The 26,029-nt window shown below is 60.7% G+C and carries 22 protein-coding genes and 5 pseudogenes; 9 read left to right on the top strand and 18 right to left on the bottom strand.

Annotation, left to right across the window (positions count from 1 at the left end):
• Positions 1 to 942 (bottom strand): thiamine pyrophosphate-dependent dehydrogenase E1 component subunit alpha, encoded by a 942-nt coding sequence (locus K225_RS21125; RefSeq protein ID WP_051249045.1) that lies wholly within the window; start codon positions 940 to 942, stop codon positions 1 to 3.
• 422 nt (positions 943 to 1,364) lie between these two features.
• Between K225_RS21125 and K225_RS21120 the strand changes: the two are divergent.
• Positions 1,365 to 2,591, top strand: a pseudogene (locus K225_RS21120) (IS4 family transposase); the annotation flags it as partial.
• A 335-nt stretch (positions 2,592 to 2,926) separates the two neighbouring features.
• Positions 2,927 to 3,640 carry a TetR/AcrR family transcriptional regulator gene (locus K225_RS0117140; RefSeq protein WP_081679726.1) on the top strand — a complete coding sequence of 238 codons (714 nt, stop codon included), beginning with the start codon at positions 2,927 to 2,929 and terminating at the stop codon, positions 3,638 to 3,640.
• 201 nt (positions 3,641 to 3,841) lie between these two features.
• Here K225_RS0117140 and K225_RS22640 read toward each other — a convergent pair.
• A pseudogene (locus K225_RS22640) lies at positions 3,842 to 4,054 on the bottom strand (hypothetical protein); the annotation flags it as partial.
• Here K225_RS22640 and K225_RS21930 point away from each other — a divergent pair.
• Together K225_RS21930 and K225_RS22635 are read left to right on the top strand one after the other, a co-directional pair.
• Positions 3,958 to 4,248, top strand: coding sequence for an aldehyde dehydrogenase family protein (locus K225_RS21930; protein WP_369794875.1), 291 nt, complete (start codon positions 3,958 to 3,960; stop codon positions 4,246 to 4,248). The pseudogene K225_RS22640 and the gene K225_RS21930 sit on opposite strands and share 97 nt — an antisense overlap.
• Before the next feature lie 147 nt (positions 4,249 to 4,395).
• Positions 4,396 to 4,531: pseudogene (locus tag K225_RS22635) on the top strand (IS3 family transposase); the annotation flags it as partial.
• 75 nt (positions 4,532 to 4,606) lie between these two features.
• Here the strand turns inward: K225_RS22635 and K225_RS0117130 are convergent.
• From K225_RS0117130 to K225_RS21925, 12 genes and pseudogenes are all read right to left on the bottom strand, one after another.
• Positions 4,607 to 5,719, bottom strand: coding sequence for an NADH:flavin oxidoreductase/NADH oxidase (locus tag K225_RS0117130; RefSeq protein WP_026437527.1), 1,113 nt, complete (start codon positions 5,717 to 5,719; stop codon positions 4,607 to 4,609).
• A gap of 11 nt (positions 5,720 to 5,730) precedes the next feature.
• Positions 5,731 to 6,747 (bottom strand): LacI family DNA-binding transcriptional regulator, encoded by a 1,017-nt coding sequence (locus K225_RS21115; RefSeq protein WP_034713175.1) that lies wholly within the window; start codon positions 6,745 to 6,747, stop codon positions 5,731 to 5,733.
• Positions 6,748 to 6,811: 64 nt separating this feature from the next.
• On the bottom strand, positions 6,812 to 8,407 hold the full coding sequence (locus K225_RS0117120; protein WP_026437526.1) for a GMC family oxidoreductase: 1,596 nt from the start codon (positions 8,405 to 8,407) through the stop codon (positions 6,812 to 6,814).
• A gap of 38 nt (positions 8,408 to 8,445) precedes the next feature.
• Entirely contained in the window at positions 8,446 to 9,834 is a 1,389-nt protein-coding gene (locus K225_RS0117115) for an FAD-binding oxidoreductase (RefSeq protein WP_026437525.1), read from the bottom strand.
• Positions 9,824 to 10,645 carry a shikimate dehydrogenase gene (locus tag K225_RS21110; protein ID WP_034713173.1) on the bottom strand — a complete coding sequence of 274 codons (822 nt, stop codon included), beginning with the start codon at positions 10,643 to 10,645 and terminating at the stop codon, positions 9,824 to 9,826. Before K225_RS21110 ends, K225_RS0117115 begins: the two co-directional genes overlap by 11 nt.
• Positions 10,646 to 10,648: 3 nt before the next feature.
• Complete coding sequence (locus K225_RS0117105) at positions 10,649 to 12,082, bottom strand: aldehyde dehydrogenase family protein (protein WP_026437524.1); 1,434 nt, start codon at positions 12,080 to 12,082, stop codon at positions 10,649 to 10,651.
• Positions 12,083 to 12,126: 44 nt separating this feature from the next.
• The gene (locus K225_RS0117100; RefSeq protein ID WP_026437523.1) at positions 12,127 to 12,900 is read right to left on the bottom strand and encodes an SDR family NAD(P)-dependent oxidoreductase; all 774 of its coding nucleotides are present in this window, start codon (positions 12,898 to 12,900) and stop codon (positions 12,127 to 12,129) included.
• 26 nt (positions 12,901 to 12,926) lie between these two features.
• Complete coding sequence (locus K225_RS0117095) at positions 12,927 to 13,631, bottom strand: ABC transporter ATP-binding protein (RefSeq protein WP_026437522.1); 705 nt, start codon at positions 13,629 to 13,631, stop codon at positions 12,927 to 12,929.
• Complete coding sequence (locus K225_RS0117090) at positions 13,615 to 15,399, bottom strand: branched-chain amino acid ABC transporter ATP-binding protein/permease (protein WP_026437521.1); 1,785 nt, start codon at positions 15,397 to 15,399, stop codon at positions 13,615 to 13,617. Before K225_RS0117090 ends, K225_RS0117095 begins: the two co-directional genes overlap by 17 nt.
• Positions 15,400 to 15,410: 11 nt before the next feature.
• Positions 15,411 to 16,283: a branched-chain amino acid ABC transporter permease gene (locus tag K225_RS0117085; RefSeq protein ID WP_026437520.1), complete on the bottom strand. Its 873-nt coding sequence runs from the start codon at positions 16,281 to 16,283 to the stop codon at positions 15,411 to 15,413.
• Between the two features lie 72 nt (positions 16,284 to 16,355).
• Positions 16,356 to 17,564, bottom strand: a complete 1,209-nt coding sequence (locus K225_RS0117080; protein WP_155885302.1) for an ABC transporter substrate-binding protein — start codon at positions 17,562 to 17,564, stop codon at positions 16,356 to 16,358.
• Between the two features lie 257 nt (positions 17,565 to 17,821).
• A pseudogene (locus K225_RS21925) lies at positions 17,822 to 17,968 on the bottom strand (AAA family ATPase); the annotation flags it as partial.
• 208 nt (positions 17,969 to 18,176) lie between these two features.
• Between K225_RS21925 and K225_RS0117070 the strand changes: the two are divergent.
• Both K225_RS0117070 and K225_RS0117065 read left to right on the top strand, forming a co-directional pair.
• Positions 18,177 to 18,506, top strand: coding sequence for an HU family DNA-binding protein (locus K225_RS0117070; RefSeq protein WP_255346483.1), 330 nt, complete (start codon positions 18,177 to 18,179; stop codon positions 18,504 to 18,506).
• A gap of 106 nt (positions 18,507 to 18,612) precedes the next feature.
• On the top strand, positions 18,613 to 19,125 hold the full coding sequence (locus K225_RS0117065; RefSeq protein WP_026437517.1) for a DNA-binding transcriptional regulator: 513 nt from the start codon (positions 18,613 to 18,615) through the stop codon (positions 19,123 to 19,125).
• A gap of 338 nt (positions 19,126 to 19,463) precedes the next feature.
• On the opposite strand, the gene K225_RS0117060 is transcribed toward K225_RS0117065, so the two are convergent.
• From K225_RS0117060 to K225_RS0117050, 3 genes and pseudogenes are all read right to left on the bottom strand, one after another.
• Complete coding sequence (locus tag K225_RS0117060; protein WP_026437516.1) at positions 19,464 to 19,766, bottom strand: helix-turn-helix transcriptional regulator; 303 nt, start codon at positions 19,764 to 19,766, stop codon at positions 19,464 to 19,466.
• Between the two features lie 180 nt (positions 19,767 to 19,946).
• Positions 19,947 to 20,611 (bottom strand): annotated as a pseudogene (locus K225_RS21105) (DNA/RNA non-specific endonuclease); the annotation flags it as partial.
• A gap of 215 nt (positions 20,612 to 20,826) precedes the next feature.
• A complete protein-coding gene (locus K225_RS0117050; protein ID WP_026437515.1) occupies positions 20,827 to 21,795 on the bottom strand; it encodes a hypothetical protein in 969 nt (322 codons plus the stop codon).
• 49 nt (positions 21,796 to 21,844) lie between these two features.
• Here K225_RS0117050 and K225_RS22290 point away from each other — a divergent pair, with 49 nt between their 5' ends.
• The 3 genes from K225_RS22290 to istB are packed head-to-tail and all read left to right on the top strand — an operon-like array spanning position 21,845 to position 24,508.
• Positions 21,845 to 22,216: a hypothetical protein gene (locus K225_RS22290; RefSeq protein WP_155885301.1), complete on the top strand. Its 372-nt coding sequence runs from the start codon at positions 21,845 to 21,847 to the stop codon at positions 22,214 to 22,216.
• Between the two features lie 4 nt (positions 22,217 to 22,220).
• Complete coding sequence (istA, locus tag K225_RS0117040; protein WP_026437514.1) at positions 22,221 to 23,753, top strand: IS21 family transposase; 1,533 nt, start codon at positions 22,221 to 22,223, stop codon at positions 23,751 to 23,753.
• A 2-nt stretch (positions 23,754 to 23,755) separates the two neighbouring features.
• Positions 23,756 to 24,508, top strand: a complete 753-nt coding sequence (istB, locus tag K225_RS0117035; RefSeq protein ID WP_026437513.1) for an IS21-like element helper ATPase IstB — start codon at positions 23,756 to 23,758, stop codon at positions 24,506 to 24,508.
• A 231-nt stretch (positions 24,509 to 24,739) separates the two neighbouring features.
• On the opposite strand, the gene K225_RS0117030 is transcribed toward istB, so the two are convergent.
• Entirely contained in the window at positions 24,740 to 25,372 is a 633-nt protein-coding gene (locus K225_RS0117030) for a phosphatidylcholine/phosphatidylserine synthase (protein WP_026437512.1), read from the bottom strand.
• Positions 25,373 to 26,029: the final 657 nt, after the last annotated feature.

Genomic DNA, 26,029 nt, shown 5'->3' with positions numbered 1-26,029 from the left:
TCACGCGACTCCCGATTGGTTGGGCACGGACACGCCATACACACCACTCAACGCGGCCTCGAACTCTGGCAGCGCATCGCTGCGAGCACGTTCGACCGCCGCCTGCACATCGGCAGCCACAGCATCGTCGATCTGCTGCACTTCAGCCTCGCTCGTACCCTCTTGCAGCAACCGCATCCGCCCGGCAATCAGCGGATCGGTCAGATCGAGCGCCTCAATCTCGGCGGCGTCGCGGTACTTCTGCGGGTCGCCTTCGTAGTGCCCGCGCACGCGTTTGGTGGAGCACTCCAGGACGGCCGCGCCCGCCCCTTCGCGCAACCCCTTGATCATGCGCGTGGCGACATCTGCCACCTCCAGCACATGCGCCCCATCGGCACGCGCGTAAGGCAGACCGAAGGCACCGGCAATGGCTTCGAGCGGCGCGACGAATTGACGCGACGTGGGAGAGAATTCCGACCAGCCGTTGTTCTCGCACACCAGCAGCAGCGGCAGCTTCCAGATGGCAGCCAGATTCATTGTCTCGTGCAGCACGCCTTCGGCCATGGCTCCGTCGCCAAAGAACGCCACGGCAACGCCCGCGTTCCCCTTCACGTCATGCGCCAGCGCACTGCCCAGAGCAATCGGAATGCCCGCACCCACGATGCCGTTGGCACCGATGATGCCAAGCGCCATGTCCGAGACATGCATGGAGCCGCCCCGCCCCCCGCAGATCCCACCGGCCTTGCCCATGATTTCCCCGAAGAATAGACCCAGATCCAGCCCGCGCGCCAGCACATGGCCATGGCCACGGTGCGTCGTCGCGATGGTGTCCTGCGGCTTCAGGGCGGACATAACGCCGGCCGCAACGCCCTCCTGCCCGATGCTCAGGTGAATGAAGCCTGGCACCTCGCTGTCAGCAAACAGCTTGATGAGCGCCGACTCTACCTCGCGGATCCTGCGCATCGTGCGATAGAGCTCCGACAGAGATGCGAGCGGTTGCGCATCCGGTGATGCGACAGGAGCCACGCGGCCCTCAGTTCGTGACGCCGGAGCAGACGTCGGGTCGGACTTCTTGACCATCAACATCACCCCACCCGTGCGGACACCGCACGCCACGCACCGGCACTCCACCGAACGATGCTGCAACCAGGTAGTTTGCAGCATGACCGCTTGCGGCCACTTTCTGTTTGTTGCTTCATTTCTCGTCTCCTGGTTTGGGCCCGGTGTGCAATGGAAGCAGCACCTCTTCGCCCAATTAACGATTCATGACTCATCAGTCACTAAACAAAATGTACACTCGCAAATCCGCACAACGGCTAGGTGCTTACCCTATGCGTCTGCGCGGGAGAGCGTGACGGCGAGAGGCTGGCTTGTTCAATTCAGGCTACCCGCCCACGGTGACGCTGTCGATCTTTATGCGCCAGACGCTGGAGGCCGACGGCTCGTGCCCGAAGGCTGTCAACGGCTGGGCGGCACAACGCGCCGCCGATGGCCTGCGCGCGTGCAGCGTGCGCACCGGTAGGGATTGCAGCGCGCGCCAGCGCTTGCCGCGGCAGATGGTCAGCGGGCTGGCGCGCTACACCGGCCGCCGCCTGCTCAGCGAGAAGGCCCATGCGCATTGGCTGTGGCGGGGCCGAGCGGTCAAGCTGGTGGACGGCACCGGGCTGTCCATGCCTATCACCCCTGGGAACCAGGCCGTGTATCCCCAGCCCAGTTCGCAGGCCAAGGGCATAGACTTCCTGCTAGCGCGGCTGGTCGTGGTGATCTGCCTGGCCACTGGTGCAGCGCTCAATGCTGCCATCGGCCCCCATCAAGGCAAGGACAGCGGCGAGCTCAGCTTGGTGCGTGTGTTGCTTGGGAGCTTGCACCCGGGCGATGTGATGCTGGCCGATGCCCTGTACTGCAACTATTTCCTGATCGCCGCTGTGATGGCCGCTGGCGTGGACGTACTGTTCGAGCAGAACGGAGCGCGCATCACGGACTTTCGTCGAGGCCGCTCACTGGGTAGGCGCGATCACATTGTACGCTGGCCCAAGCCGAAGCCTCGGCCGCAGTGGATGACGCCCGAGCAGTACGCCAACGCGCCCGAGGAGATCGAACTGCGCGAATGCAAGGTGGACCATCAGGTGCTGGTGAGCACACTGCGCGATCACCGGCGTGTCAGCAAAGCCGCCCTGTCGCACTTGTACGCCAAGCGCTGGAACGTCGAGCTGGACCTGTGCAACCTGAAAACCACCACCGGCTTGGACGTGCTGCGCTGCCAGACGCCGCAGATGAACGACAAGCAGCTAGAGGCGCATTTGCCGGCCTACAACGTGATCCGCCTGCTCATGGCGCAGGCGGCCAGCCATGCCGGCCGAGATCCACGCGAGTTGAGCTTCAAGCACACGGTGCAACTGTGGAGCGAGTGGGTGGCGCGTGGGCTGTCGCCCGCGCACGATGGCGGGCGGATGTTCGACTTGATCGCCCAGAGGAAGGTCGGCCATCGACCCGGGCGTTTTGAACCGCGCATGCGAAAACGACGGCCCAAACCTTACCCGTGGCCAAAGACGCCAAGGGCCCATGCTCGCCGCCAAGTCGAGCTCTACGGCCATGCTTGGGCGACAAAGTAAGCGCCATTCCCATTAACATGGGATGCCTTGCCCCCTTAATATCCAAATGCTTTGTCGCCTATTGATAAGGTCGAAGCCAACCACCTGTGACAAGCTCGTAGCAACCATTTGAGCAAGACACTCCGAAGATGAGCAATGGCACTGTCCGCAGCCGCGCGTAGCATCTTGACACTCTTCATTCGGCGCTTTTAATCCACCATGCTCACAGCACATACAGGAGTATCATGACTCACGAGTCACCAACGGCTCACCCGAGCATTTGAACGCCAACGAGCGCGCGCTTACAGGAACAACCCGGAATCGAGCAAGACACCCAGAGAATCTCCTTTATCGCCATGGCTACTCGATCAACACCCAAGCGCTCGACATTGATCGAGCCCCAGGAATCCCAGCAGACCAAGGACTGGCGTAAGGGCGAAAGCAGAACCGAGCGCAGCAAACTCATTCGCGAAGGCCTGTTCAAAGCAGCAGCCGAAATCGTGGGCAACGTGGGCTATAAAGACACCTCCGTGTCCATGATCGTGCAGCGCGCGGGAGTAGCGCAGGGCACCTTCTACAACCATTTTGATAGCCGCCAAGACATTCTCGATCAACTGCTTCCTGCCACCGGCCAACAACTGCTGGCCTACGTGAAAGATCACGCTCGCCAGGGCGCGACCACACTAGAAAAAGAAGAACTGAGCTTCAACGCCTTCTTCTCGTTTCTTGATAGCAACCCGCACTTCTTTCGTATCCTCAACGAGGCCGAAAGCTTCGCACCCAAGGCCTACCAGGCACATCTGGAACTGGTATCAAAGGGCTACACCAAGTTCTTCCGCCATGCGCAGGAACATGGCGATCTCAAGGCCTACGACGACCGCGAAATCGAGGTCATTATTTTCATGTTGATGGCCGCCAGAAGCTATCTAGCATGGCGTTTTGTCTACGGAGCCGAGAAGCACCAGGGCATGCCCCAGTGGGTCACAGGCGCATACATGAAGTTTCTGCGCCATGGCCTGTCATGTGCACCCGCATCGGGCAATAAGGGAAAACCTCTCACAAGATCATAGATGCGCGCCAGCTGTCAGCCAGTTCGCCTTCACGCTGCGCCACAGCCGCTCGACGAAGACGTTGTCACGCCGGCACCCCTTGCCGTCCATGCTCTGGCGCGCGCCGATGCGCGCTGCGTATTTCGGCCCATCGTGACCGACCGTTTCGGTATTGTGACCGTAAGCAATGGGATGAACGCCCCCACCCGTACCATTGAACTCCAGCGCGCGGCTGAGAGTGCCCGCGACAAAGACCGGTGTGCGCGTGGTGCCGCTATGCAACACCGCGAAGGCCTCGTAGCACAGCTTGCGCAGCGCAAGCTGATGCGGCACCTGGGGTGGCAGGCCGTTGGCGAAGAACTCTGGGCACTGTGCAAAGCGCGTGGGCAGCTCGACGCGCAGCGACTCGCCGTGTCTTTCGCTTCGCCAAAGCACTTCAAGCCGGGACGGTTTGGGTCAACACGAACCGCGCGCTTGGCTACATGGCGCCTTTCGGAGGTGTAAAGGCGAGCGGATTGGGACGTGAAAGCGGCCAAGAGATGGTGAAGGCCTACATGCAGCAGAAAACGGTTTGGATCAACAACTCGGTACAGCCGCCGAGCAATCCGTTTGTGATGCGGCTAGGCTGACCTGGAGACGGGGACGTACGCGTCCCATTTCTTTCACCCCGTGCAAGCAGCTTTAGTTCAACAATAAAGGTGACCTTTGATCAAACCCGTCGCCGCAACGGCTTGCTAAAGGCTACGGGCAGGCGTTGCATAGTCGTGCGTTTTCCGTGGCAGTCAACGACCACTGAGCAGTTCACCCAGGCATTGAACTCTTACATCCGTTGGTACAACGAAAAGTGGACGAGATATCTTGGGCGCGCGCAGTCCTCTTGAGTACCGAAGGAGCTTGGGGCTCATGGCATAACCAGTCCAAGTTCTTGCCCGCATCCCCTAACCGAGAAACTGGCTCAAATTCCTGTCGGCGCCAACGCCGTGGACATCAGCGCTGTCCGATGCGGATGTCGCCGAAGAGTTGGGACATGCCACGCGGCTGCGAACGCCAGTATGGTGGCGGCGCTTCAACCTGGGCCCATAGCGAAGCCGCAGCATGCCAAGGCCAACGCGGGTTGTACAAGATCGCTCTGGCCAATGCAACTAGATCTGCGCGCCCTTCTGCAACGATGTCTTCAGCCTGCTGGGCCTCTGTCACCAGGCCAACCGCGATAGTGGGCAAACCTGTAGCGTTACGGATGCGTTCAGCAAGCCCGACTTGGTAGTTGGGTTCCAACTGAATCTGCTGCAGTGGAGAGATGCCGCCACTAGAGACATGGATGAAGGCGCCCCCCCTGTCTTTGAGTGCCGACGAAAAGACCACGCTTTGATCTATGTCCCAACCATTCTCTACCCAATCAGTGCCGGAGATCCTCACGCCGATTGGCATGGATGAGGGCACCGCTGCCCTGATGGCGTCAAAGACCTCCAGCGGAAAGCGCATCCGGTTGACTAGCGACCCGCCGTATTCATCGGTCCTGTGATTGGACACCGGCGACAGGAACTGGTGCAGCAGGTAGCCGTGCGCGGCATGCAGTTCGATGACGTCGATCCCGATGCGATGCGCCCGCTCGGCCGCCCCCACGAAGGCTCGCTTGAGGCGCTCCAGTCCGGCCTGATCCAGCTCGGCGGGCGCGGGCTCGCCTGCAAGATGCGGCACCGCCGACGGCGCCATGGGCGTCCAGCCTCCCTGTTCCAGAGGGATGAGCTGTCCGCCCTCCCAAGGCACTTTGCTGGATGCCTTTCTACCCGCGTGAGACAGCTGTATCGCGATGGGCATGGACGAATATCGACGGACCGATGTCAGCACGCGCTGGAGCGCTGACTCGTTGGCGTCGGACCACAGGCTCAGATCCCGGTGCGTGATGCGCCCCTCGGCGGTGACCGCCGTGGCCTCCAGCATCAGCAACCCGGCTCCGGACAGCAGCAAGTGGCCCAGGTGCACCTGGTGCCAGTCCCCCGCGTTCCCATCTTCGGCCGAGTACTGGCACATGGGCGCGATGACGATACGATTTTTGAGTGTCAGACCACCCAGTGAATACGGTGAAAACAGTTTGCTCATAGTGTGTTTCTTTAAGTGATGCGCTTGAGGCTGTCCCTGAGCACGACACTCGTTGAAAGCGGGGACCCTTCCACAGCCGGAGACCCTTCGATCAGGCTCACGATCCGGTGGGCGGCAAGGGAGCCAATCTCGACCTTGGGCACGTGCACCGTGGTCAATTTAGGTTCAACCATACTGGCCAGTTCAATGTCATCGGAGCCCGTGATGGAGAGCTCGCCCGGCACCACAACCCCTTGCTCTCGGCACTCCGACATGGCACCGATGGCGATCAAGTCGTTGCCGCAGATAAGCACGGTGGGTCTTGACGGACCGCCCAACACCTGGCGCACCGCTTGCCGCCCCCCTTCAAGGGTGAAGGGTTGTTCGATGATCCACTCGGGGCGAAGCGTCAGACCGGCCCCTTGAAGCGCCGCCTGGGTGCCCGCGATGCGTGCGCGCACCCGCTCATTTCGGTACGACTGGCCGGGACAGATGGCGACTTCTGTGTGGCCATGCTCCAGCACCGCCTGTGCCATCTTAAAGGCGGCGTCGTGGTACGAAAACCCCACACAGGGGCGGCGGTTGGCTTCGTCCACGGACCAGGTCTGCACGTAGGGCAGGTGGTATTGGCCCAGCAACTCGAACACCGCGTCGTCGTGGTCCGTGCCGACCAGCACCACCGCATCCACACCCCGCTCAACGAACGACCGCAAAAGACCAAACTCCCGCTCGGGCCGGTAGTCGTGGCTGGCAACCAGCAACTGATAGCCCAGGTCCCAGAGCGTCCGCTGGAGAGACTGTATGGAGACGGCGAAGATTGGGTTATCGAGGGACGGATAAATGGCCGCAATGGTCCGAGTGCGCCTGGATGCCAAGGCGCGGGCCGGACCATTTCTGACATACCCCAACTGTTCAACCGCCCGGATCACGCGCTCCAGCGTGGATGGTTTAACCTGCTCTGGGACCGACAAAGCCCTTGAAGCACTGCCAAGGGAAACCCCGGCGAGTCGGGCAACATCTTCGAGGGTGGGACGGGAACCTGGAGTCATCGGATTCTGGGACCACGTTGGATTATTTGATGGAGACGGTCGCTCCGGTTCGCCGACAACGCCATCAGTCCCTGCGATCCTCAAGGATCAGATCGGCCCCTTTTTCTGCGACCATTATGACGGCGCCCTGAATGTTGCCGGAGACCATCTTAGGCATCACGGAAGCATCCACAATGCGCAGCCCATCCAGCCCCCGCGCCTTCAGCCGAAGGTCCACCACCGCCCGGTCGTCGGTGCCCATGCGGCAGGTGCCCATTGGGTGGTAGATCGTCTGACCATCCTTGCGCGCAAACGCCAGCCAGTCGGCATCCGAGCGGACCTCAGCCCCCGGACTCATCTCGTGTTCGATGAAATGCGCCATGGCCGGTTGCGACATGATGCGGCGTGCCACCTTCATGCTGTCCACGATACACCGCTGATCCACTTCGCTGTCCAGAAAATTCGGGCGGATCGATGGCTGATCAAACGGATCTGCCGACCGGATGTGGATGCTGCCTTTTGACTCGGGTCGGAGCTGGGTCACTCCGATGGTCATGCCGGGCGCACGGTCCAGGATCCGTTCTGCGGCATTGGCGTAGCTGGCGTGCACCATGAAGTATTGAGCGTCGGGTGCGGGCAGATCTTTCTGGGTTCTGATGAAGCCGTGCACAAGACCCGTGCCCAGGGTCAGGATGCCCTTGCGTGCGGTGAAATATTTGGCGACCTCGCGCGCCAGGCGCCAGCCGCGGGCCATCTCGTTGAGCGTGACGGTGTTCTTCACGCGCCAGTTCATGCGGGTAGCGAAATGGTCGATGTAGTTCTCGCCCACTCCGGCCAAGGCGTGCCTGACGGGAATCCCCAGGGACTGCAGGTGTTCAGGCCGTCCAATGCCTGAAAGCTCCAGGATCTGGGGCGTCTGAATCGCCCCGGCGGCCATGATGACCTCGGTCGACGCAGCCACGGTGACCTCGCGACCTTGGTGCCGGTAAGTCACGCCGGTGCAGCGTTGGCCCTGGAGATCGAGGCTAAGCACATGGGCGCCGGTCTGAACCACCAGATTCGACCGGGACCGTGCCGGCTTGAGGTACGCGTCATAGGCACTGCAGCGCTGGCCGTTGCGTTGGTTGACCTGGTAGTAGCCAAAGCCCTCCTGGGTGGGCGAGTTGTAGTCGTCGTTGAAAACCTGGCCGTCCTGCACCGCCGCTTTCAAGAAAGCGGAGGAGATCGGGAAGCGTTCATGTACCTGCTCCAGGTGAAACGGCCCCGATTTGCCTCGCGTTTCTCCGCCGGGCTGGTAATTTTCCAGGCGTCGGAAATAGGGCTCCACATCCGCATAACCCCAGCCGGTGGCTCCCGCAGCGGCCCAGGCGTCGTAGTCATCGGGCTGACCGCGCACGTAAATCATGCCGTTGATCAAACTCGATCCGCCCAGACCCTTGCCGCGAGGGACCGAAATGACACGACCATTGGTGTTCTCCTCGGGCGTGGTTTTGAACAGCCAGTTGTACTTTTTGTTGGTCAGCAGTTTGCTGAACCCGGCTGGAATGGGAATCCACAGACTAGACGGCTCACCGCCCGCTTCGATCAGCAGCACACGGTGTTTGCCAGAAGCGGTCAAGCGGTCCGCCAGCACGCAGCCGGCCGTCCCCCCCCCCACGATGACGTAATCAAAGGTTTGCATGTTCATGTGAACTTCTTCAAAGATCGATCCACTCGGGATCAGCGAAGGGCGAGCACCTTGCCGGGGTTCAGAAGGTTCTGAGGGTCCAGCGCGTCCTTGATGCGCCGTGCGATTGCCAGTTCGACCGACGCACGGCAACGCTCGAGTTCATTCACCCGGTACTGACCGATGCCGTGTTCTGCCGAGATACTGCCGCCGAAAGAGACCACGACGTCGTGCACGAGTTGGTTAAGCGCCGCGGCATCCAGATAGGTCGGGACAATCACGTTGTAGTGAAGGTTGCCGTCGCCGGCATGGCCAAAGGTGTTGATCCGGACATCCGGGAAGCTGCGCATCACAGCTTCGTCGGCCGTTTTCAGAAAGTCCGGTATCGAGGAGATGGGCACGGACACATCGTGTTTGACCGAGCGTCCTTCGCGGCCTTCTGCCTCGGTGATCGATTCCCGCAAAGTCCACAGATCCGCCTCCTGCCGCTCCGACTCGGCCACCACACCGTCTGTGGCGATCTCTCTCTCGAGTACGTCACCGAGGAACGCCTCCGTGGCGTCCCGCAGGCCTGGCAACGAGGAGCTAGCCTCCAGCAGTACGTACCAGGCAGAGGCACCCAGTGGCACTTTGAGGTGCTGATGTCGGGTGACCAGTTCCAGTGCTGAACCTGCCATCAGCTCAAACCCCGTAAGGGTCTCGCCGATGGCGTTGCGGGCCGCACAGAGTACCTGCAACGCATCAGCGGGCGAGGGTATCGCCAGCAAAGCGGTCACCCGGTGCCGTGGCTTGGGCGCCAGCTGCAGCACGGCGGCGGTGACGATGCCCAAGGTACCTTCGCTGCCAATGAACCATTGCTTCCAGTCGTAGCCCGCGTTGTCTTTGCGCAGACGACGCAGCCCATTGATGACCTGGCCATCGGCTGTCACAACCTCCAGCCCCAGGATACGCGATCGGGCCATGCCGTAGCGCAACACGTTTGTTCCACCCGCGTTGGTGGAGACAATGCCGCCGATGCGCGCAGACCCCTCTGCGGCGAGCGTGATCGGCAGCAGAAGCCCTTTTTCATCCACTGCTTCCTGCGCGGTCTGGAGAACGCAACCGGCCTCCACTTCGATCGTTTCGCCGATCACATCGATGTCGCGAATGGCGTTCATTCGGGCAAGCGAAAGCACCACCTGCTGACCGGATTCATCGGGCGTTGCACCACCGGACAAGCCCGTGTTGCCGCCATGGGGCACAACGGCAACGCCCGATGCAGCACACAGCTGCATCACCTCGGCCACCTCGCGGGTGTTGCGGGGCAACACGACGCAGAGCGGACGGCCTTTGAACATGTGCCGCCAGTCGTGGCGATAGGGATCCAGGTCGCTGCCGTCGGTCACCAGTCCCCGATCGCCGACCACTTGGCCCAGGGCCGCGGGCAATGCGTCAAGATGCATGTTCGACCCCATGGGTATGGCCGTGGCGCATGAAGGCCGCCATCAAAGGGATCTGGCTGGCAAGCATGGGGGCGCCGGGGTGCACACGGCACCCTCTTGCCTTAGCGGCCTTCAGCAAAGCTGTCTCGGCGGGTTGCATGATGATTTCTGCCACCACCTGGTGGGGCAACAAGCGCTCGGTATCGAGGGGGAGTGGGTCTTCGTCGCGCAGACCCAGCGAGGTTCCGTTGACCACCAGGTCGTGGCCAGACGGTGTCTCGGTCCCGATGACCAGTTCAACTGTCGGCGCCACCGCGTGGAGGCGCTCGAACAGTTGCCTGACTTTTTCGGTGGTGCGGTTGGCGACCGTGAGGCGGCTCACCCCGGCCCGCGCCAGCGCAAAGGCGATGGCGCTGGCCGCACCGCCTGCTCCGGCCAGATAAGCGCTGCGGCCTCTGGGCTCAATGCCTTCCTGGCGCAGACCAGCGACAAATCCCTCGCCGTCCAGCATGGTCCCGATCAAACGACCTTCAGCTGTACGGTGGACCACGTTGACAGCGCCGATGAGCCGGGCATCGGCAGAGACTTCGTCGCACAAGGCGACCATGGCGGATTTGTGAGGCACCGTGACCACGAATCCTGCCAGGTTGTTCATGGCGCGTAGACCGTGCACAACGGCCTGCAGTCCCTCCGCATGGACGTGGATGGGGATCATCACCCCGTCGAACCCTTCGGCCACGAGTTGGACGTTGATTCGCTGGGGTGTTTTGACGTGGTGGATCGGGTCCGCCAGGATTCCGAAGATTTGGGTGTTTCCCGTGATGACTTGCATGACTCAGGCCAGGGTGTAAGCGGTTTTGACCGAGGTGTAGAACTCGCGCGCATAGGTGCCCTGTTCGCGCGAGCCGTGGCTCGAACCTTTGCGGCCGCCGAACGGGGCGTGGTAGTCGACCCCGGCGGTGGGCACGTTGACCATCACCATGCCCGCGGTCGACCGGCGCTTGAAATCTGTCGCGTGTTTGAGCGATGTGGTGCAGATGCCCGAGGAAAGGCCGAAGTCGGTGTCGTTGGCCGTTTCAACCGCCTCTTCGTAGTCCTTGACACGAATCACTGAGGCCACCGGGCCAAAGACCTCCTCGCGGTTGATGCACATGGCGTTCTGGGTCTCGGTGATCAGTGCAGGCGACAGGTAGTAGCCGGGGGTATCACGCTTGAGCAGTTCGCCGCCGGCGACCAGGTGTCCCCCTTCCTGGGTACCCAGCACGATGTAGTGCCGGTCCTGGTCCAGCTGATCCTGGGAAACAACGGGGCCGATGTCGGTCCCGGCTTTGAGTGCGTGATCGACCTTGAGCGAAGCCATGCGCTGGGCCATCGCTCTGACAAACGCATCGTGGATGCCGTCTTCGACGATCAGCCGGCTGGAGCCGGTGCAACGCTGCCCGGTGGAGAAAAAGCACCCGTTGATGGCCACAGAGACAGCCTGTTCCAGGTCGGCGTCGTTCAGAATGATCAGCGGGTTCTTTCCGCCCATTTCGAGCTGAACCTTGGCACCACGCTCCATGCAGGTCATGCCAACTGCGCGCCCCGTTTGCACAGAACCGGTGAAGGTGATGGCCCTCACATGGCGCGATGTCGCCAGCGTCTGCCCAACCTTGGAGCCCGGACCCATCACAAGGTTGAAGGTGCCTTCAGGCAATTGCCCGGCACGGGCGATGATTTCAGAAAGCGCCCAGGCACTTCCCGGGACCAAATCGGCCGGCTTGAACACCACCGCGTTTCCAAACGCCAGCGCGGGAGCAATCTTCCAGGCTGGGATGGCAATGGGGAAGTTCCAGGGCGTGATGATGCCCACTACACCTTCGGGTTCGCGGGTGACCTCAACGTCCACACCCGCGCGAATGGACGGCAGCTTCTCCCCGCCCAGGCGCAGCGCTTCACCCGCGAAGAACTTGAATACGCGTCCGGCCCGGACCACCTCAGCCACACCCTCGGGCAGAGTTTTGCCTTCTTCGCGTGACAGCAACGCTCCCAATTCATCGCGGCGGGACAGGATCTCCGTACCGATGCGATCCAGCGCGTCGGACCGTTGCTCTGCGGTGCATTGCGCCCACCGCTTCTGCGCTTCAAACGCCGCGCTGATGGCTTGCTCGGCCTGCGCCGCATCGGCCCGTGCGTATTCCCCGATCACGTCGTTGGTGTCGGATGGGTTGAGGTTCAAACCGGTAGTGCCCCCTTCAACCCAAGCGCCAGCAATGAAATTTTTGTGCAAATTGGTACTCATGGTGTGTGTTCTGTTCGTGTAAAGAAGTGGCTTCACGTCATCAGCCAGCCACCGGCGACATCGATGACCTGTCCGGTGATGAAGCCGGAACGTTCGGAGGTCAGGAACAGACAGGCATCGGCCACCTCCACGGGCTTTCCGAGGCGCCGCAAGGGTGTCACGGCGATGACCGCTTCGTTGGCCTCTACCGGAGCGCCTGCGACCATAGGGGTGTCGATGCGGCCGGGCGCCAGCGCATTGACGGTGATGCCGTGAGGCCCCAGCTCTCCCGCAAGATGCCGGGTCATGCCGATCAGCGCCGCCTTGGTGGTGCTGTAGTGCGCGGCGACGATGTCCAGGTAGGCCTTGCCGGCCACCGAGGACATGTTGACGATGCGGCCGAAGCGTCGCTCCACCATGCCCGGCGCCAGCAGGCGTGTGAAGTGGAAAACGCTGTTCAGGTTGACGTCCACCACCTGTTGCCATTCCGCCGGGTCCATTTGCCAGATGGGAGCGGGCAGGCCCTGGTGCTTGGGTGATATCCCGGCGTTGTTGATGACGGTATCGATGGGCCCCAGCGCGGCCTCGATGCTGCGACATGCGCGTTCGCAGTCGTCAAACCGTCCAACATCCGCCGCGACGAAGTGAACCTTGTGTCCCACCCCGGCTAGGCGGGAGATGAGGGCGTTTGCGCTCTCTGGCGAGCGATCCACGATGCCGACTGCAGCGCCCTGCAGAACGTACTGTTCCGTAATGGCGCTGCCCAGCCCGCCACCGCCACCAGTCACCAAGACCACCCTGTCCTTGTGTGTTTTTGCATCGTCCATGAGATATTCCATGTGCCTGTTAGTGTTCAGTGACCCAGATAGGCTCGCCGCACGTGCGGGTTCTCCAGCAATTCTTTGCCGGTCCCGCTGAGAGTGACGGAGCCGTTTTCCAGGACGTATCCCCGATCGGCGATCTGCAGTGTGTGGAACACGTTCTGCTCCACCAGCAAAACGGTGGTGCCCTGTTCGGCCACGGTTCGAATCACGTTGAACATCTGCTCCACTAGCAGCGGAGAAAGCCCCAGGGACGGCTCATCGAAGATGAGCAATCGAGGGTCTGCCATCATTCCTCGAGCGATGGCTACCATCTGCTGTTCGCCGCCCGACAGCGAGCCAGCCAACTGATTCAGGCGTTCTTTGGCACGGGGAAAGAGCGCAAGCACGCGCTCCATGCGCTCCTGGTGGAACTTGCGGGCCGACGGTTTGTATGCCCCCATCAGCAGGTTGTCTTCCACCGTCAGGAACGGGAACAGTTGCCTGCCTTCGGGGATCATCGTGATCCCCAGTTCGACTATGTCGTGCGGCGCATGCGAAGTGATTTCTATGCCGTCAAACTCAATGCTGCCGCTTCGCGCTTTCACGATGCCGCACAGCGTCTTGAGGGTGGTTGTCTTGCCGGCGCCGTTGGCCCCGACCAGCGTTACCACCTCGCCCACTTTCACGTCCAGCGACACACCTTGCAAAACTTCACTTTTGCCGTAGCCGGCCTTCACATCACGCAGTTTGAGCATGGGTGTACCCTTTTCCCAGATAGGCTTCGATGACAGCCGGGTCGTTGACCACATCGGCCGGTTTGCCTTCGCGAAGGACCTGGCCGAGGTTGATGACCACTATGCGGTCGGACAGCGCCATGGTGGCTTGCATTAGGTGTTCGATCATCAGTACCGACACGCCCGCATCCCGGATGCGCCGGATCATCTCGATGGCGCGGGTCACGTCAGACGGGTTCAAACCGGCCAGCACCTCGTCCAGCAACAGGATGCGCGGTCGGGTGGCCAGGGCACGCGCCACTTCCAGGCGTTTCATGCCACCCACGGTGAGACTGCGCGCTTCGGTGTCCAGCAGTGACGTGAGATCGGTCAGCTGCGCGACTTCCCTTGCAATCGCTTCAGCTGCAGCCCGATTGCGGGTGTGCATGAAGGCACCCAGCATGATGTTTTCCATGACCGACAGGCCCGTGAACGGCTGGACAATCTGGAAGGTGCGACCGACACCCGCGTGGGCAAAGACCTCGGGTGAGCGCGGGGAGACCCAGCCGTTTTCGGTAAGCACGCTCACGCTACCCTGGTCGGGCTTGATGAAGCCTGAGAGCTGGTTGAACACCGTGGTCTTGCCCGCTCCATTGGGGCCGATCACGCCCAGGATTTCCCCCTGGTGCAAGGTCAGCGACACGTTGTCGGTGGCCTTGAGTCCACCGAAGCGCTTGTGCAGCCCTTCGGCACGCAAGATGGGTTGGCCCTGGGTAGCCAGCGGCTTCTGAGCAGCGGGAGCTGGAAGAACTGCGGCCTTGGCTTTGGCGCCATTTGGCAGACGATCAATCAGGCGCAACACCCGCTCACTCAAGTGACCCACTAGACCGCGTGGGAAGTACAGCACCACGACGACCAGTAGCACGCCGTACACAAACCCGTGCGTGCCGTTGCCGAATGCACTGAGCCACCCGCGGGCCAGCTCAGCGACGGGCAGCACCAGCACGGTACCGATCACCGGACCGACCACCGTGCCCAAGCCACCGATCAGGGCGAACATGGCGATCTGGATCGACATCTCCAGCGAGAAGGCCGAAGAGGGCTCCAGAAAGGTCAGGTACATGCCATGGAAACTGCCGATTAGACTGGTCAGCACGGCGGAGATCACCGCAGCTGCGATCTTGGCCCGCACGGCATTCACGCCCACGGCCCGGGCCGCATCTTCACGCTCGCGCACGGCAATCAGGTAGAAGCCAAAACGCGATCGACGGATCAGCCAGCTCACTGCAAGAGCGAGCGCAAAGAAGCCGAATGCCACCAGCAGATAGGCCCACTTTTCGCGAAAAATCATCCAAGGCAGGCCGATTTGCAGCGGTACGTTCAGCCCGGCCGAACCGCCTGTCCAGCTCTCCTGGTGCACGACCAGCAGACGCACCACTTCCAAGAAAGCAATCGTGGCGAGTGAGAAGAAGGGACCACGCAGGCGCAAGGTCGGGTAGGCAATGAGCAAGGCCATCGCTGCGGAAACCGCCGCGCCGGCAAACATGCCGATCCACGGAGAGATGCCGAACTTTGCGACCAACAGGCCCGCCGAATAGCTTCCGATGCCGTAGAACACGGCGTGTCCCAGGGACAGCTGCCCGGCGAAACCGCCGACGATGTTCCAGGCCGTTGCCAGTCCGGCGAACACGCAGACCTGGATGGCCAGGTGGTACACGAAGGGTGACTGTGCGGCCAAGGGAACCAGCAGGATGGACAACAAGCCCAGCAGGCCGATGTAGACACGGGGGTTCAAGATGGGGGGCATCATGGAGATGTCCTTCACTCAGATCCACGACCCAGGCCGAACAATCCGGTGGGTCGAACAATAAGGATTGCCAAGAAGACAAGGAAGTACACAACCTCCTTCAATCCCGGACCCACGTAATAGCCGGCCAAGCTGTCGATCAGGCCAATGAACAGTGAGCCGATGACCGCACCGGGCAAGCTGCCCATGCCACCCAGCACCACGATCACAAAAGCCGTAAGTACGAAATACTGGCCCACGGTTGGGAAGGCCGGGTATTGCACGGCCAGCAGGCCGGCGGCCAGGCCCACCAGACCAGCACCGATACCAAAGGCCAGTATGTAAGCCTTGTTAACGTCGACGCCCATGAGGGCAGCAGACATCCTGTTTTGAGCCAGTGCCCGTAAACCGCGACCGGTGTAGGTGTGCTTAAGGAACAGATGTGTAACCGCGGCGACGACGATGGCCACCACAAAGGTGATGACCTGACCACTGACGAAAGTGAATGCGCCCACTGACATCGGTTCTGTGCCAAAGGTAACTTCGGCTTTGCGAATGTCTGCACCGAACACCATCAGTGCCAGGTTCAGCAAGGCCGTTGACACCCCCACGGTGGCAAAGATCTGGATGTGTGCATCTGCGGAGAGCAAGGGTTGTATGACCAACCTTTGCATCAAGCCACCCATGACAAACAGCATCACGGCCACCAGAATCGCGGACGTGTAGGGATGGAGACCGAGGTGTTGGGCTAGCAGCCACACCGCGTACATGCCTACCATCAGAAACTCGCCGTGCGCAAAGTTGACCACGCGCACGACACCGAAGATGAGTGTCAGGCCGATGCTGATGATGGCGTAGGCCCCACCCAGCAGCAAACCATTGACCAGAAGTTGAATGAAGATGGACACAGCAGCCCCTTGAGCCGTGCAAGGGATACCCTTGCACGACCTCTATGGATGACGTAAAAGTCGCCTAACGCGTTACTTCAGGGTGATGGGCTTCACTGTGGACACAGCCTCGGGGTAGACGGTAACGAGCTTCCCGCCCTGCCACTGCATCAGGTTGGTCGATGCAAACTGGTTCTGCCCGTTGTCCGCAAACTGGAAACCCCAACCCGCTGCGCTCGCTCCCACTGGCTTGCGATAGGCCAGTACGGCTTCGCGAATCTTGTCTTTGTCCGTGGACTTGGCTTGGGCCAGAATATCCAGAAACGCTTTGGCGCCCACGTAGTTCACCAGACTGTGACCCGAGCGAGGCTGCGTGCCAAATTTCTTCTCATAGGCGGTCACGAAATCCTTGAGGCCAGGAGCACCCGAGTCCTTCATGTTGATCTGAGGGAAGTCCACGTTGAAGACACCCTCAACAGAGGCACCCAGTGCCTGCGCGGTTTCTTGCAGCGAGTAACCACCACCAGCGCCGATCACCGCCTTGGGCTTGTAACCCGCGCTGGCCGATTGGCGGAAGAAGAGCAGGGTGTCGTTCTGGTACGAGGTTTGCAACACCACGTCGGCGTTGGCGCCTTTGAGGCGCAGCACCAGTGAAGACAGGTCGACGCTCTTTGCCGAGTACGGCTGGCTTTCCACTACGTTCAGGCCCAGCCGCTTGGCTTCTTCTTTTTGGAAGCCGCCCACCAGGGTTCCGTAAGGGCCGTCTTCGTAAATGATTGCGATCTTCAGCGACTTCGGGTCCACTTTCATCATCGGTGCGATGACCTTGACGACGGACTCGACACTGCGCTCAGCAAAGCTCTTCGCCGTTGCGTTGCTGCGGAAAACGTACTTGAAACCCCGGCTGGTGATCGTGTCGGCCACGGCGCCCAGTTCGAAGTAGGGCACACCGGCCAACTCCGTCACCTGTGTTGCTGCGGCAGAAATGCCCGATGCATAGCTGCCAAAGATCGCCGAAACATCTTCCACCGAGGTCAGACGACGGGCCTCACCCACCGCCTGGTTGGCATCGACCGCATCGGCCTTGACAAGGACGATCTTCTTGCCGTTGATGCCGCCCGCAGCGTTACGCTCATCAATCGCCATCTGGGTACCTCGAAAACTTTCATCGCCCAGCAATGCCAGCCCGCCGCTTAAGGGGTATAGAGCCCCCAGCTTGAGGTCTTGTGCATGGACTGGTGCTGCGGCCAGAAGCGTGAGGCAACCTAGAGCCGTGGCCAGTCGTTTCAGTTTTTTGATCATCAGATGTCTCCTAAGCGTTTGTTAAAAAAGATGAAGCGCTTCATTTATTTTCTAAAAAAAACAAAAAAACTTTTCTAGGAACGTTTTATATTAACTTGAAGCGCTTCATTTATACATCTTGTCTTTGCGACTTTTGTTGGCGTTTACCCTAATCCGAGGGCCATCGGATCATCATCGCAAATGCACGGGCAGTGCCAAGCCGCAAGAGTGGCGTTAATGACGCTCGGTGACTTCTGCGTGTGCCGATCCACGTCCTACGCCTGCAGCAGGTGCTCAAGCAGCCAGCGCGAACTCTGAATCGTGGAGCCATCATCCTGTTCCATGAGGTCGGCCCAGGCGCTGGCCATGCCGTTCAGGCGCAGGGCCTTGAGCTCGCCTTGCACATCGCGTATGGATTCAGACATGAATGACCCCTTGGTTATCGTTGTGAGCCGCCCCGGCTTTTGAGGAGGCTCCAGCTCTTAGGAAGATGGAGCCATGAACAAGTCAAAGAAGCTCTCCCCCGAGGTCCGCGAGCGTGCCGTTCGCATGGTGCAGGAGCATCGAGCCGATTGCCCGTCGCTTTGGACGGCCATTGGAGCGTGCATCGGCTATAAATCGTGCTTCACTAACTTGCATCAGCCACCTAACATGAACCGCGCCCAACTCGTCGAAATCCTTGCTTCCAAGAACGAACTGTCCAAGACGGCCGCCAACGCTGTCCTCGAAACCCTGATCGAGACCGTCCAGACCGCCGTGAAAAAGGGCGACGCGGTGCAGCTGGTGGGTTTTGGCACCTTCAAGGCCGTCAAGCGGGCCGCTCGTACCGGCAAGAACCCCGCCACCGGCGCAGCACTGAAGATACCGGCTTCCACCGTGCCCAAGTTCGTGCCTGGCGCCAAGTTCAAGGCCGTGGTCGATCCCAAGGCCGCCAAACGCAAGGCGGAGAAGGCCGGCAAGTAAGCCGCTGCGCCCCCATCCAGCCCACCGCCCCAAGTGCTGCAGCCGTCGGGCGGTTTTTTGTTGGCGCCTGCTACGCTTGCGCTACTGACAAAACCGAGTTGAATCCATGACAACTTTTTCCGACGCCTTCCGCTCCGAAGTCCTGCGCATGGCACGCAAGGAAATCAAAGGTGAACTGGGCACCTTGCGCAAAACGGTCACTACACAGCGCTCCGAGATCGCCGCACTCAAGCGCGATCTCAAGGCGCTGACCTCACAGGTGCATGCCCTGGCAAAGGCACAGGAGAAGGCTGCAACCATCGTTGAGCGCCAGCAGGCTGCTCTAGGACAGTCCAATGGGCTCTCTGACAGCCAGCAAGCGACGTCAGGGGCCCTGGAATCCGAAGGGGGCAAAGTGCGAGGTGGACGCCAATTCACCTTCAGCCATGAAGCCTTGATTGCCAAGAGGCAGGCACTTCACATGACCCAGAAAGAGATGGCCCGGCTGCTCGGCGTCTCGGTGGTGAGTGTCTACAAGTGGGAGACGGGTGAGGTGACGCCCCGCGCTGCGCAACTGGAGCGGGTGCACAAGGTGCTCAAGATGGGCGTGCGCGCTGCGCGCAAGCAGATTGCGGAGTGATCATCCGGCAAGGGCATAGATCTGGTTCGAATATCCCGAGGGATTTTTCGTGTAACCCGAGAACCAGCACATACCGCGTCGCCTGGCAATCGGTTTCCCGCCTTGCAAGTTCACATCCTCCGCAATGCCAACTGACCCTGCCGTCGAGCGCTGTGTTCAGCGTCAAGGCCGTGAATCACGAGTGATTGCGTCACTTGGCATCGTGCCTGCTCGCGTGCTGAGCAACTCCGAGAGTTTCGGATCACTGGCTTGCAGGGTCTGCACACGACCATCAACCAGTCCTGTCAATGGAATTCCGACGTGAACGCAGTACCGGATTACACGTGGCCTTCGCCTTCTTAGTCGATTCCATCGGGCCGGACACCCAGCATCATCTCTATGTCGGTAACCACCGTACGCCCCGCTTTCTTGATCGGCCGCTCAAGGCCATCTGCCACTACCGTTGGAACGAGTACCAGTTCAAGCCCCAATTCCTGCGCTAACGCCATCGCATTGGTGATCCGTGGTGCACTCGTTCCCGACAGGATCTGCCGTACCGCGAGCGCAGACAGTCCGGTCCGTTGCGCGAGTTCTTTTGCTGTGATTTTCTGAGAGCGCTTGGCCTCGGAAAGGGTGTCTGCGAAGTTGGCGAGCGTCTTCATCAGAGTAGTGGTGGGGTCCAGCGTTTTGTTTTTTGGTCGATGCGGAGGATAACTTAACTATCGTTTTTTGCGAAAACGATAGTTAAATATTCTTTTTGGCGGCTCGGCGTCGAGATCCGATTCAAGCAACTTGCCTTTGAGGACGTTGCTCACATAGACCAGCCGCATGCGTAAAAGACCTTACCGCAGTGGCACGCCCGGCAGCAGTTCCATCCTGATTCGCCTTTCCAGCTCACCATAGCTGATGGGGCGCCCGGCGCGGGCATCTTCAGCGTTCGCTTGCCAGTGCGCCCATGCCTTTTGCGTTGTCGCGTCGTACACAAGTTTGAAGAGGTGTGTCGGCACGCGCACCTGGTTGGCACCGATGGATGGGCTGCCGGATTCAAAGACGGGTCCGGTGATGACGAACACATCCCCCTGGGCGCGCATCACATAGCGCCGCGTGTCCTGCTCGATCTTGGACCACGGACCCGAATTCTGTTGGGGGTTCTGCGGCACCATGTTCGCCAACGAGAAGCTTTGCTCCATGACCGTGGCATTTGGCATGTCGCCTGCGGGGTCCATATGACCACGCGCATATCCAGACCCCTTGTAATCGGAAAGCTCTGCTCGTTCACTGCGCGGCAGGCGCGCATCCGCGAAGAACTTGTTGGTGCGCTGCTCATCACGCGCGTCATGGATCGACTGGCGGTTCAGTCGCTGGGCCACGAAAACGGGCGTGCGGGTCTGGCCACTGTGCAGCACCGCGAATTGGCAAAGCACAGCTCCCGCAGAAGAGGTGCTTTGGAAACTACAGGAGCAACGCCACCAGCGAAGAACTGGCGACATTCGGCAAAGCCCGATGGGACCGCGCCGAATTGGTCCATGTCCGGTTGCCTGAACTCTGGCCCGGTCGTCGGAAGGAAACCACAGCTTGTGGCCTGAAGCGCGACGACGCCTGCGTATTTCGGACTTCTTGGACATCAAGTTCGACATCGTTGACACCGTGTTCGGCACCGCAGTCAGTGAGGTACTTTTACCTCCCTCGAGAACACCCAGCGGACCATGGATTGTTGGCTACTCAATGGTTGTGCTGAGTGGTGTCCTTGATCCTGCTAGGCGCCGCAGGCTTGCCTACACCTCGTCGCTGGCCGCCCCAACTCGCTCTGCCTTCCCAGGCGCAAAGCCAGGCCTCTGCTCTGGCCGTGGTAGGGGTGAGCAGGTGCACTGATCCCCCAATGGCCTGCGCCACATCTACCCCTTTGTCCCCATACAGAACCCGTAGCAAAGCGGGCAGCACTCGGACTTCACCCTTGCGACCAGCAGCATCCAGCTGTTGCGACAGAGCAGGCCGGCGCTCCTTCAACCAGTTGCCAAGTCCTGATGGCGGCACCATGACCGCCAAGCTGAACTCGGACTCGTGAAACTGCCATTCCTCGGCGCTCACCAGACGGCTCAGTTCATTCTCAAAAGCGAGGCGCAACCGCTGTACCTGTTTGTGGGTGGCCACGGCGCAAAGTGGAGCACCTTCCCTGCCCCGAGACGTGGAGTTGGTGGAATGGTTCTCGCACACGCCGCGCGAGCGCTGCGGCAGCCAGCAGTACCGACAGAATGCGTAGAGCGGCGTAGCGACTTCTTGTGCGCCCACGTGTGGATGTGCCTTGGGCAGGCCCAGCACGTCAGCCATCCGCGCGAATGACGCCAATTCCAGGTGAGCAGGAAACTCAACCTCGCGCGGTGGTCGAGTGGTGTGCCGCACGAAGATGCTCACAACAGCTGCGCTTGCCCCGAGCTGCTTGTCAGTGCCACCACTGGCGGTAGCAAGGTTCGCGTAGAGGATCCAGAGGCTATCCCAACTGGTCTGCCCCCGTAGATCAAATAGTGACTTGTGCACGTCCGGCAAGAGCGGCAGCAAGCGTTCGCGCAGCAGGCCGATGACCATGGCTGGGTTCACGGCCTCATCGCCGAAGGACGTGTATCCATCGAGCAGAACGTCCAGGAAAGCTCGGGGCATGGGTGGCGGCACTGCGTCGTCGAGGTACAGCGGCATTTCAAGTGTCCAGATAGCCCAGTAGTTTGGCCTGATCGACTTTCGTACGATGGCCGATCCCCGCATTCGGCGTGCCGATCCAAGTGTCGAGCTTGCCGTTTTGACGGCCCAAACGTTTCTTTCGGCGACGTGGACACTTGTTTCGGCAACGTGGACGGGGATATCGACAACGCGCGCAATGTCGATGGCATCGCGCCGTCATATCAACAGCAACCAGGAGCCTCACCGAGCAAAAAAACTACACGTCCAGAAACGAAAAAGCCCGAGTTGCAGCTCAGGCTTTTTGTCCGGCCGAGGCCAGCAAGATTTGGAAAGATCTCGTGGCATGGAGTATCGGTCGCAGCGTTCGGCACGTCAAGTGCTGGGCGTGCTGGGCAAACTCGTCCTTGCAGCGCGTCCTCCCGCGCTGCGCAAGAAGTGAGTCCATGCGCATTCCAATTCACCTGCAGCGCGAAATCGCCCGCCTGCATTACTACGATCCCAACAGTTCTGACCGCGCCATCGCCGGCACCGTGGGCATGTCGCCTTCCACGATCGGCAGCTTCCGCCGAATGCTGCGAAAGCAGGGGCACGAATGGTCAGCGATCGAGCCGCTTGACGACGATCAGTGGCGAGACACCCTGGGCACGCGCGATCGCTCCATTGCGCAGCGGAAACCTCTGCCCGACTGGCAGTGGGTGCACACGGAAATGCAACGCCCCGATGCGACCATGGAGCAGCTGTGGCGCGAGTGGAGGGAAACATGCCCCGAAGGGGTGGCCTACACCCAGTTCGCGGTCGGATACCGGGCCTGGAGAAAGAATCTTCACGTAGTCATGCGCCGAGTACACCGGCCAGGCGACAAGTTGTTTGTGGACTTCGCTGGCAGGACCGTGGAGATCCGAGACCCTGCTGGCGGCCCCTCTCGGTTTGCTCAAATCTTCATCGCGGTGCTCGGCTACTCCAACTACACCTTTGTGCACGCCGTCCCCACCCAGACGACTGGTGACTGGGTGCAGTGCCACGTCGAGTGCTTTGAGTTCTTGGAGGGGGCACCGTGCTGGGTGGTCAGTGACAACCTCAAGGCCGCTGTCTGGCGCCGCAGCCGCGATGAGTTGGTTATCAACCCGACCTACCGCGACTGCCTCCACCACTACGACACCGCTCCTGCACCCGCCAGGCCAAGGCGCCCAAAGGACAAATCCAAAGCAGAGGTGGGCGTGCAGATCGCGCAGCGCTGGATACTGTTCAAACTGCGCGATCGGGTGTTCTTCAGCATCGACGAGCTCAACAAGGAGCTGCGCCGGTTGAACCACGAGCTCAACGATCATCCGTTCAAGAAACTGCCAGGCTGTCGGCGCAGCAGGTTTGAAAGCGATGAACGCGCTACGCTCAAGCCGCTTGTGCAAAAGCGCTTCGAGTTGTGCGACTGGCGCTATCAAGTCCGCGTGGGCAATGACCACCATGTAGAGCACCTGCGCTGCTTTTACTCAGTTCCCTCCCAACTGGCTGGCGAGCGCGTCGATCTGCGCATCACCGCGTCCATGGTGGAGGTGTTTCGAGGTGGCCGCCGGGTAGCGTTGCACGCGCTGCTCACTGAGCCGGGCAACAGCACCACGCTTCCTGAACACCGGCCTGTGGCCCACCAGCGGGTTCTGGAAGGCGAGCCCAAGGCGCTGATGCAATGGGCCACTGCGGTGGGCGTCAGTGCTCAGGAAATGATCGGCTACCACCTCAACGAGCGGCGCGATCCCGCAAATGGCATGCGCGCTGCCCGACGCATGCGAGATCTGGCGCGGGACCATGGCGAGGATCGCTTCGAGTCCGTCTGCCGCTACGCACTCCCGCTGAACATCACTTCGCTGCGCAGCATCACTTCGATCCTGACCAACCAGGCGGACCTGCGGCCCCGTCCTGCCACGCCACCGCCCCGCATGGAGCACGACAACCTGCGCGGCGCCCAATACTTCGGAGATTAAACATGAGCACCAATACCCAGAACTTGAACAAGTTGCGCGAACTGCGCCTGAACGCCATGGCGACAGCCTATGAACTCCAGCAAGAGCAGGCCAAGCTGCAACAGCTTGCGTTTGACGATCGCTTCGGTTTGCTTCTTGAGTCGGAAGTCTCCACCCGGAATTCCCGCAAGCTCAACCGCCTCGTGAAATCGGCCGGCTTTCCGGAAATTGCCGCATTTGAAGACTATGACGCGCGTGCAAGTCGAGGGCTGGACAAGGCGCTGATGTCAACGTTGGCCAATTGCAGCTGGATCGCGCGAAAGCAGAACCTCATGATCCTCGGGCCCACGGGTGTGGGTAAAACCTGGCTAGCGTCGGCGTTCGGCCACCAGGCCTGTCGGCTGGGCATGACCGTGGCCTTCTACGTGGCCAACGACCTCTTCACCAGCATCGGTCAAGCGGTGCTCGATGCCTCGCTGCCAAAACTCAAAACGGCCCTCTACAAACCCAACCTGCTAATCCTTGATGACTTTGGAATCGGGGAAATGTCCCCAACCGCAGCGCAGGTCTTGCTCGATGTTGCCGACCGGCGCATGCGCACGGGATCTCTGCTTCTGACCAGTCAGTACCCCGCGGACACTTGGCACGGTTTCTTCCCAGATCCAACCGTCGCGGATGCGGTTCTTGATCGCGTGGTGCATCAAGCTCATCGGGTCCAGCTGAAGGGCGAATCGATGCGCAAGATCAGAGGGCGAGCTGCTCTGAATCCTGGCTGATAAGGTCGCGCTTTCCTGGTCGTTACCTTGCAATGGGGCGGCCTGTTCCTACAGCTGCAGAGCGGCTGCAGCCATCGCAAAACTGAGCCAAGCTGGCGTTCCCATATTGATAGGTAGCCGATCGCCAGCTCCAAGGCTAGACTTCAGGAATCGGCCATTTGCTGCCGTTTACGCAGGCAGCTTCCTGGCATCGCCTCCAACGACGTGGTGCTGGATGTAGCCGCAAACTGGTCAGAACTTGGGGATGCGCACGGTCTTGCTGATCATGGCCGTGCCCGACAGCGCGAACAGCAGGCTCATGGGGTGCAACTGCCAGGGCCCAAGTTGCCATACTCCTCCCCACAGTTGCGCTCCCAGCGCTCCCTGCCAGGCGGCCCATGACAGCAATGCAGTGAGGATCACGCTGGTGGGGATCGGCGTGCCTTCAAAGTAGGCCACCTTGCCCGAGTCGGTGGTCAGGTGTTCGGCCGTGACGTTGAAGCGCGCCAACCGGCTGACGCCGCAGCAGACGAAGTAGCACAGGATGACGATGTCCCAACCGCTCTGCAGCCCCGCGGCAAAGCCCAGCGCTGCCGGGCCGACGCCGAAGGAGATGACGTCGGCCAGCGAATCGAGCTCCCGGCCCAGCGGCGAATGCTGGTGACGCCAGCGCGCCACCTTCCCGTCGAAGACGTCGAAGACGAAGGCCAGCGGTGTCATTGCGGCCGACAGCAGAAAGTGCGTAAGCGAGCCGCTGGCCATGTACATCATCGCCAGGAACACAGACAAAACGCCGCAGGCGGCATTGCCCAGTGTGATGAAGTCGGCAAGATGAAAGCTGCGGATCATCGCGAAGCGGCGTGGCGTGGGGGTTGAGGGCGCCATAGCAGAGTCTCCCTAGTTGCTCAATGTTTGAACGTCAGCTTCGACACGTTGGCATCAAGAGCTCGAATGTCCCTGATGGGCCCGAAGCGGACTCCTGGCTAAGCCCGCCAGGTTCCAATTCCAGCATGCAGAACTTGAAAGGAATCGGGGTGTAGCAAGAACACATAATGCTTGCCACCGCCCGCAAGCGGTTCTGGCTGTTTCTCGGAGGTCCAACAGCTCACAACCAAGACCGAGTTTTCGGTCAAGAGCGCCTTCAGTAGCTCTTCACGCGTTGTGTCCGTCAATGAGCGCATACGCCCGATGAGGTTCACGGCCTCAACGGACACATCAGTCGCACAGTACGCATGCGCAGTTGCTTGTGCCCACAACGGATGGTACGAGGCCGCCCTCGACGCCCGAGTTTCGACGTCAGGCGATACCGATTGCATCACGCTTACCTCCGAAAAAGGAATGGCTGTTTCTGGCCGATTGGTGAAGTCTAGCCGGCCGCGCACCTGCCCGGCAAACCAACATGGCAACTGGGCGCCGCAGCGTCAACGCCTACTGGCAGCACATTGTGCGTGTCCACGAGTGTCGAACTGGGTGTCCATCTCCCGCCGTTCCCGCTGTCCAAGAGAAACCGAAATGAGTGTCCAGCAGCGACCGAAATACGCA

Source organism: Acidovorax sp. JHL-9 (assembly GCF_000426205.1).
GTDB lineage: Bacteria > Pseudomonadota > Gammaproteobacteria > Burkholderiales > Burkholderiaceae_C > Acidovorax > Acidovorax soli.
The sequence above is the reverse complement of the archived record's forward strand: the minus strand, read 5'-3'. Positions and strand labels throughout refer to the sequence as shown.

Excerpts from the sequence above, each read along its gene's own strand:
- K225_RS21125 (WP_051249045.1), bottom strand. The coding sequence starts at position 942 with ATGCGCAGGATCCGCGAGGTAGAGTCGGCGCTCATCAAGCTGTTTGCT.
- K225_RS0117140 (WP_081679726.1), top strand. The coding sequence starts at position 2,927 with ATGGCTACTCGATCAACACCCAAGCGCTCGACATTGATCGAGCCCCAG.
- K225_RS0117130 (WP_026437527.1), bottom strand. The coding sequence starts at position 5,719 with ATGAGCAAACTGTTTTCACCGTATTCACTGGGTGGTCTGACACTCAAA.
- K225_RS21115 (WP_034713175.1), bottom strand. The coding sequence starts at position 6,747 with ATGACTCCAGGTTCCCGTCCCACCCTCGAAGATGTTGCCCGACTCGCC.
- K225_RS0117120 (WP_026437526.1), bottom strand. The coding sequence starts at position 8,407 with ATGCAAACCTTTGATTACGTCATCGTGGGGGGGGGGACGGCCGGCTGC.
- K225_RS0117115 (WP_026437525.1), bottom strand. The coding sequence starts at position 9,834 with ATGCATCTTGACGCATTGCCCGCGGCCCTGGGCCAAGTGGTCGGCGAT.
- K225_RS21110 (WP_034713173.1), bottom strand. The coding sequence starts at position 10,645 with ATGCAAGTCATCACGGGAAACACCCAAATCTTCGGAATCCTGGCGGAC.
- K225_RS0117100 (WP_026437523.1), bottom strand. The coding sequence starts at position 12,900 with ATGGACGATGCAAAAACACACAAGGACAGGGTGGTCTTGGTGACTGGT.
- K225_RS0117095 (WP_026437522.1), bottom strand. The coding sequence starts at position 13,631 with ATGCTCAAACTGCGTGATGTGAAGGCCGGCTACGGCAAAAGTGAAGTT.
- K225_RS0117090 (WP_026437521.1), bottom strand. The coding sequence starts at position 15,399 with ATGATGCCCCCCATCTTGAACCCCCGTGTCTACATCGGCCTGCTGGGC.
- K225_RS0117080 (WP_155885302.1), bottom strand. The coding sequence starts at position 17,564 with ATGATCAAAAAACTGAAACGACTGGCCACGGCTCTAGGTTGCCTCACG.
- K225_RS0117065 (WP_026437517.1), top strand. The coding sequence starts at position 18,613 with ATGACAACTTTTTCCGACGCCTTCCGCTCCGAAGTCCTGCGCATGGCA.
- K225_RS0117060 (WP_026437516.1), bottom strand. The coding sequence starts at position 19,766 with ATGAAGACGCTCGCCAACTTCGCAGACACCCTTTCCGAGGCCAAGCGC.
- K225_RS0117050 (WP_026437515.1), bottom strand. The coding sequence starts at position 21,795 with ATGCCGCTGTACCTCGACGACGCAGTGCCGCCACCCATGCCCCGAGCT.
- K225_RS22290 (WP_155885301.1), top strand. The coding sequence starts at position 21,845 with ATGGCCGATCCCCGCATTCGGCGTGCCGATCCAAGTGTCGAGCTTGCC.
- istA (WP_026437514.1), top strand. The coding sequence starts at position 22,221 with ATGCGCATTCCAATTCACCTGCAGCGCGAAATCGCCCGCCTGCATTAC.
- istB (WP_026437513.1), top strand. The coding sequence starts at position 23,756 with ATGAGCACCAATACCCAGAACTTGAACAAGTTGCGCGAACTGCGCCTG.
- K225_RS0117030 (WP_026437512.1), bottom strand. The coding sequence starts at position 25,372 with ATGGCGCCCTCAACCCCCACGCCACGCCGCTTCGCGATGATCCGCAGC.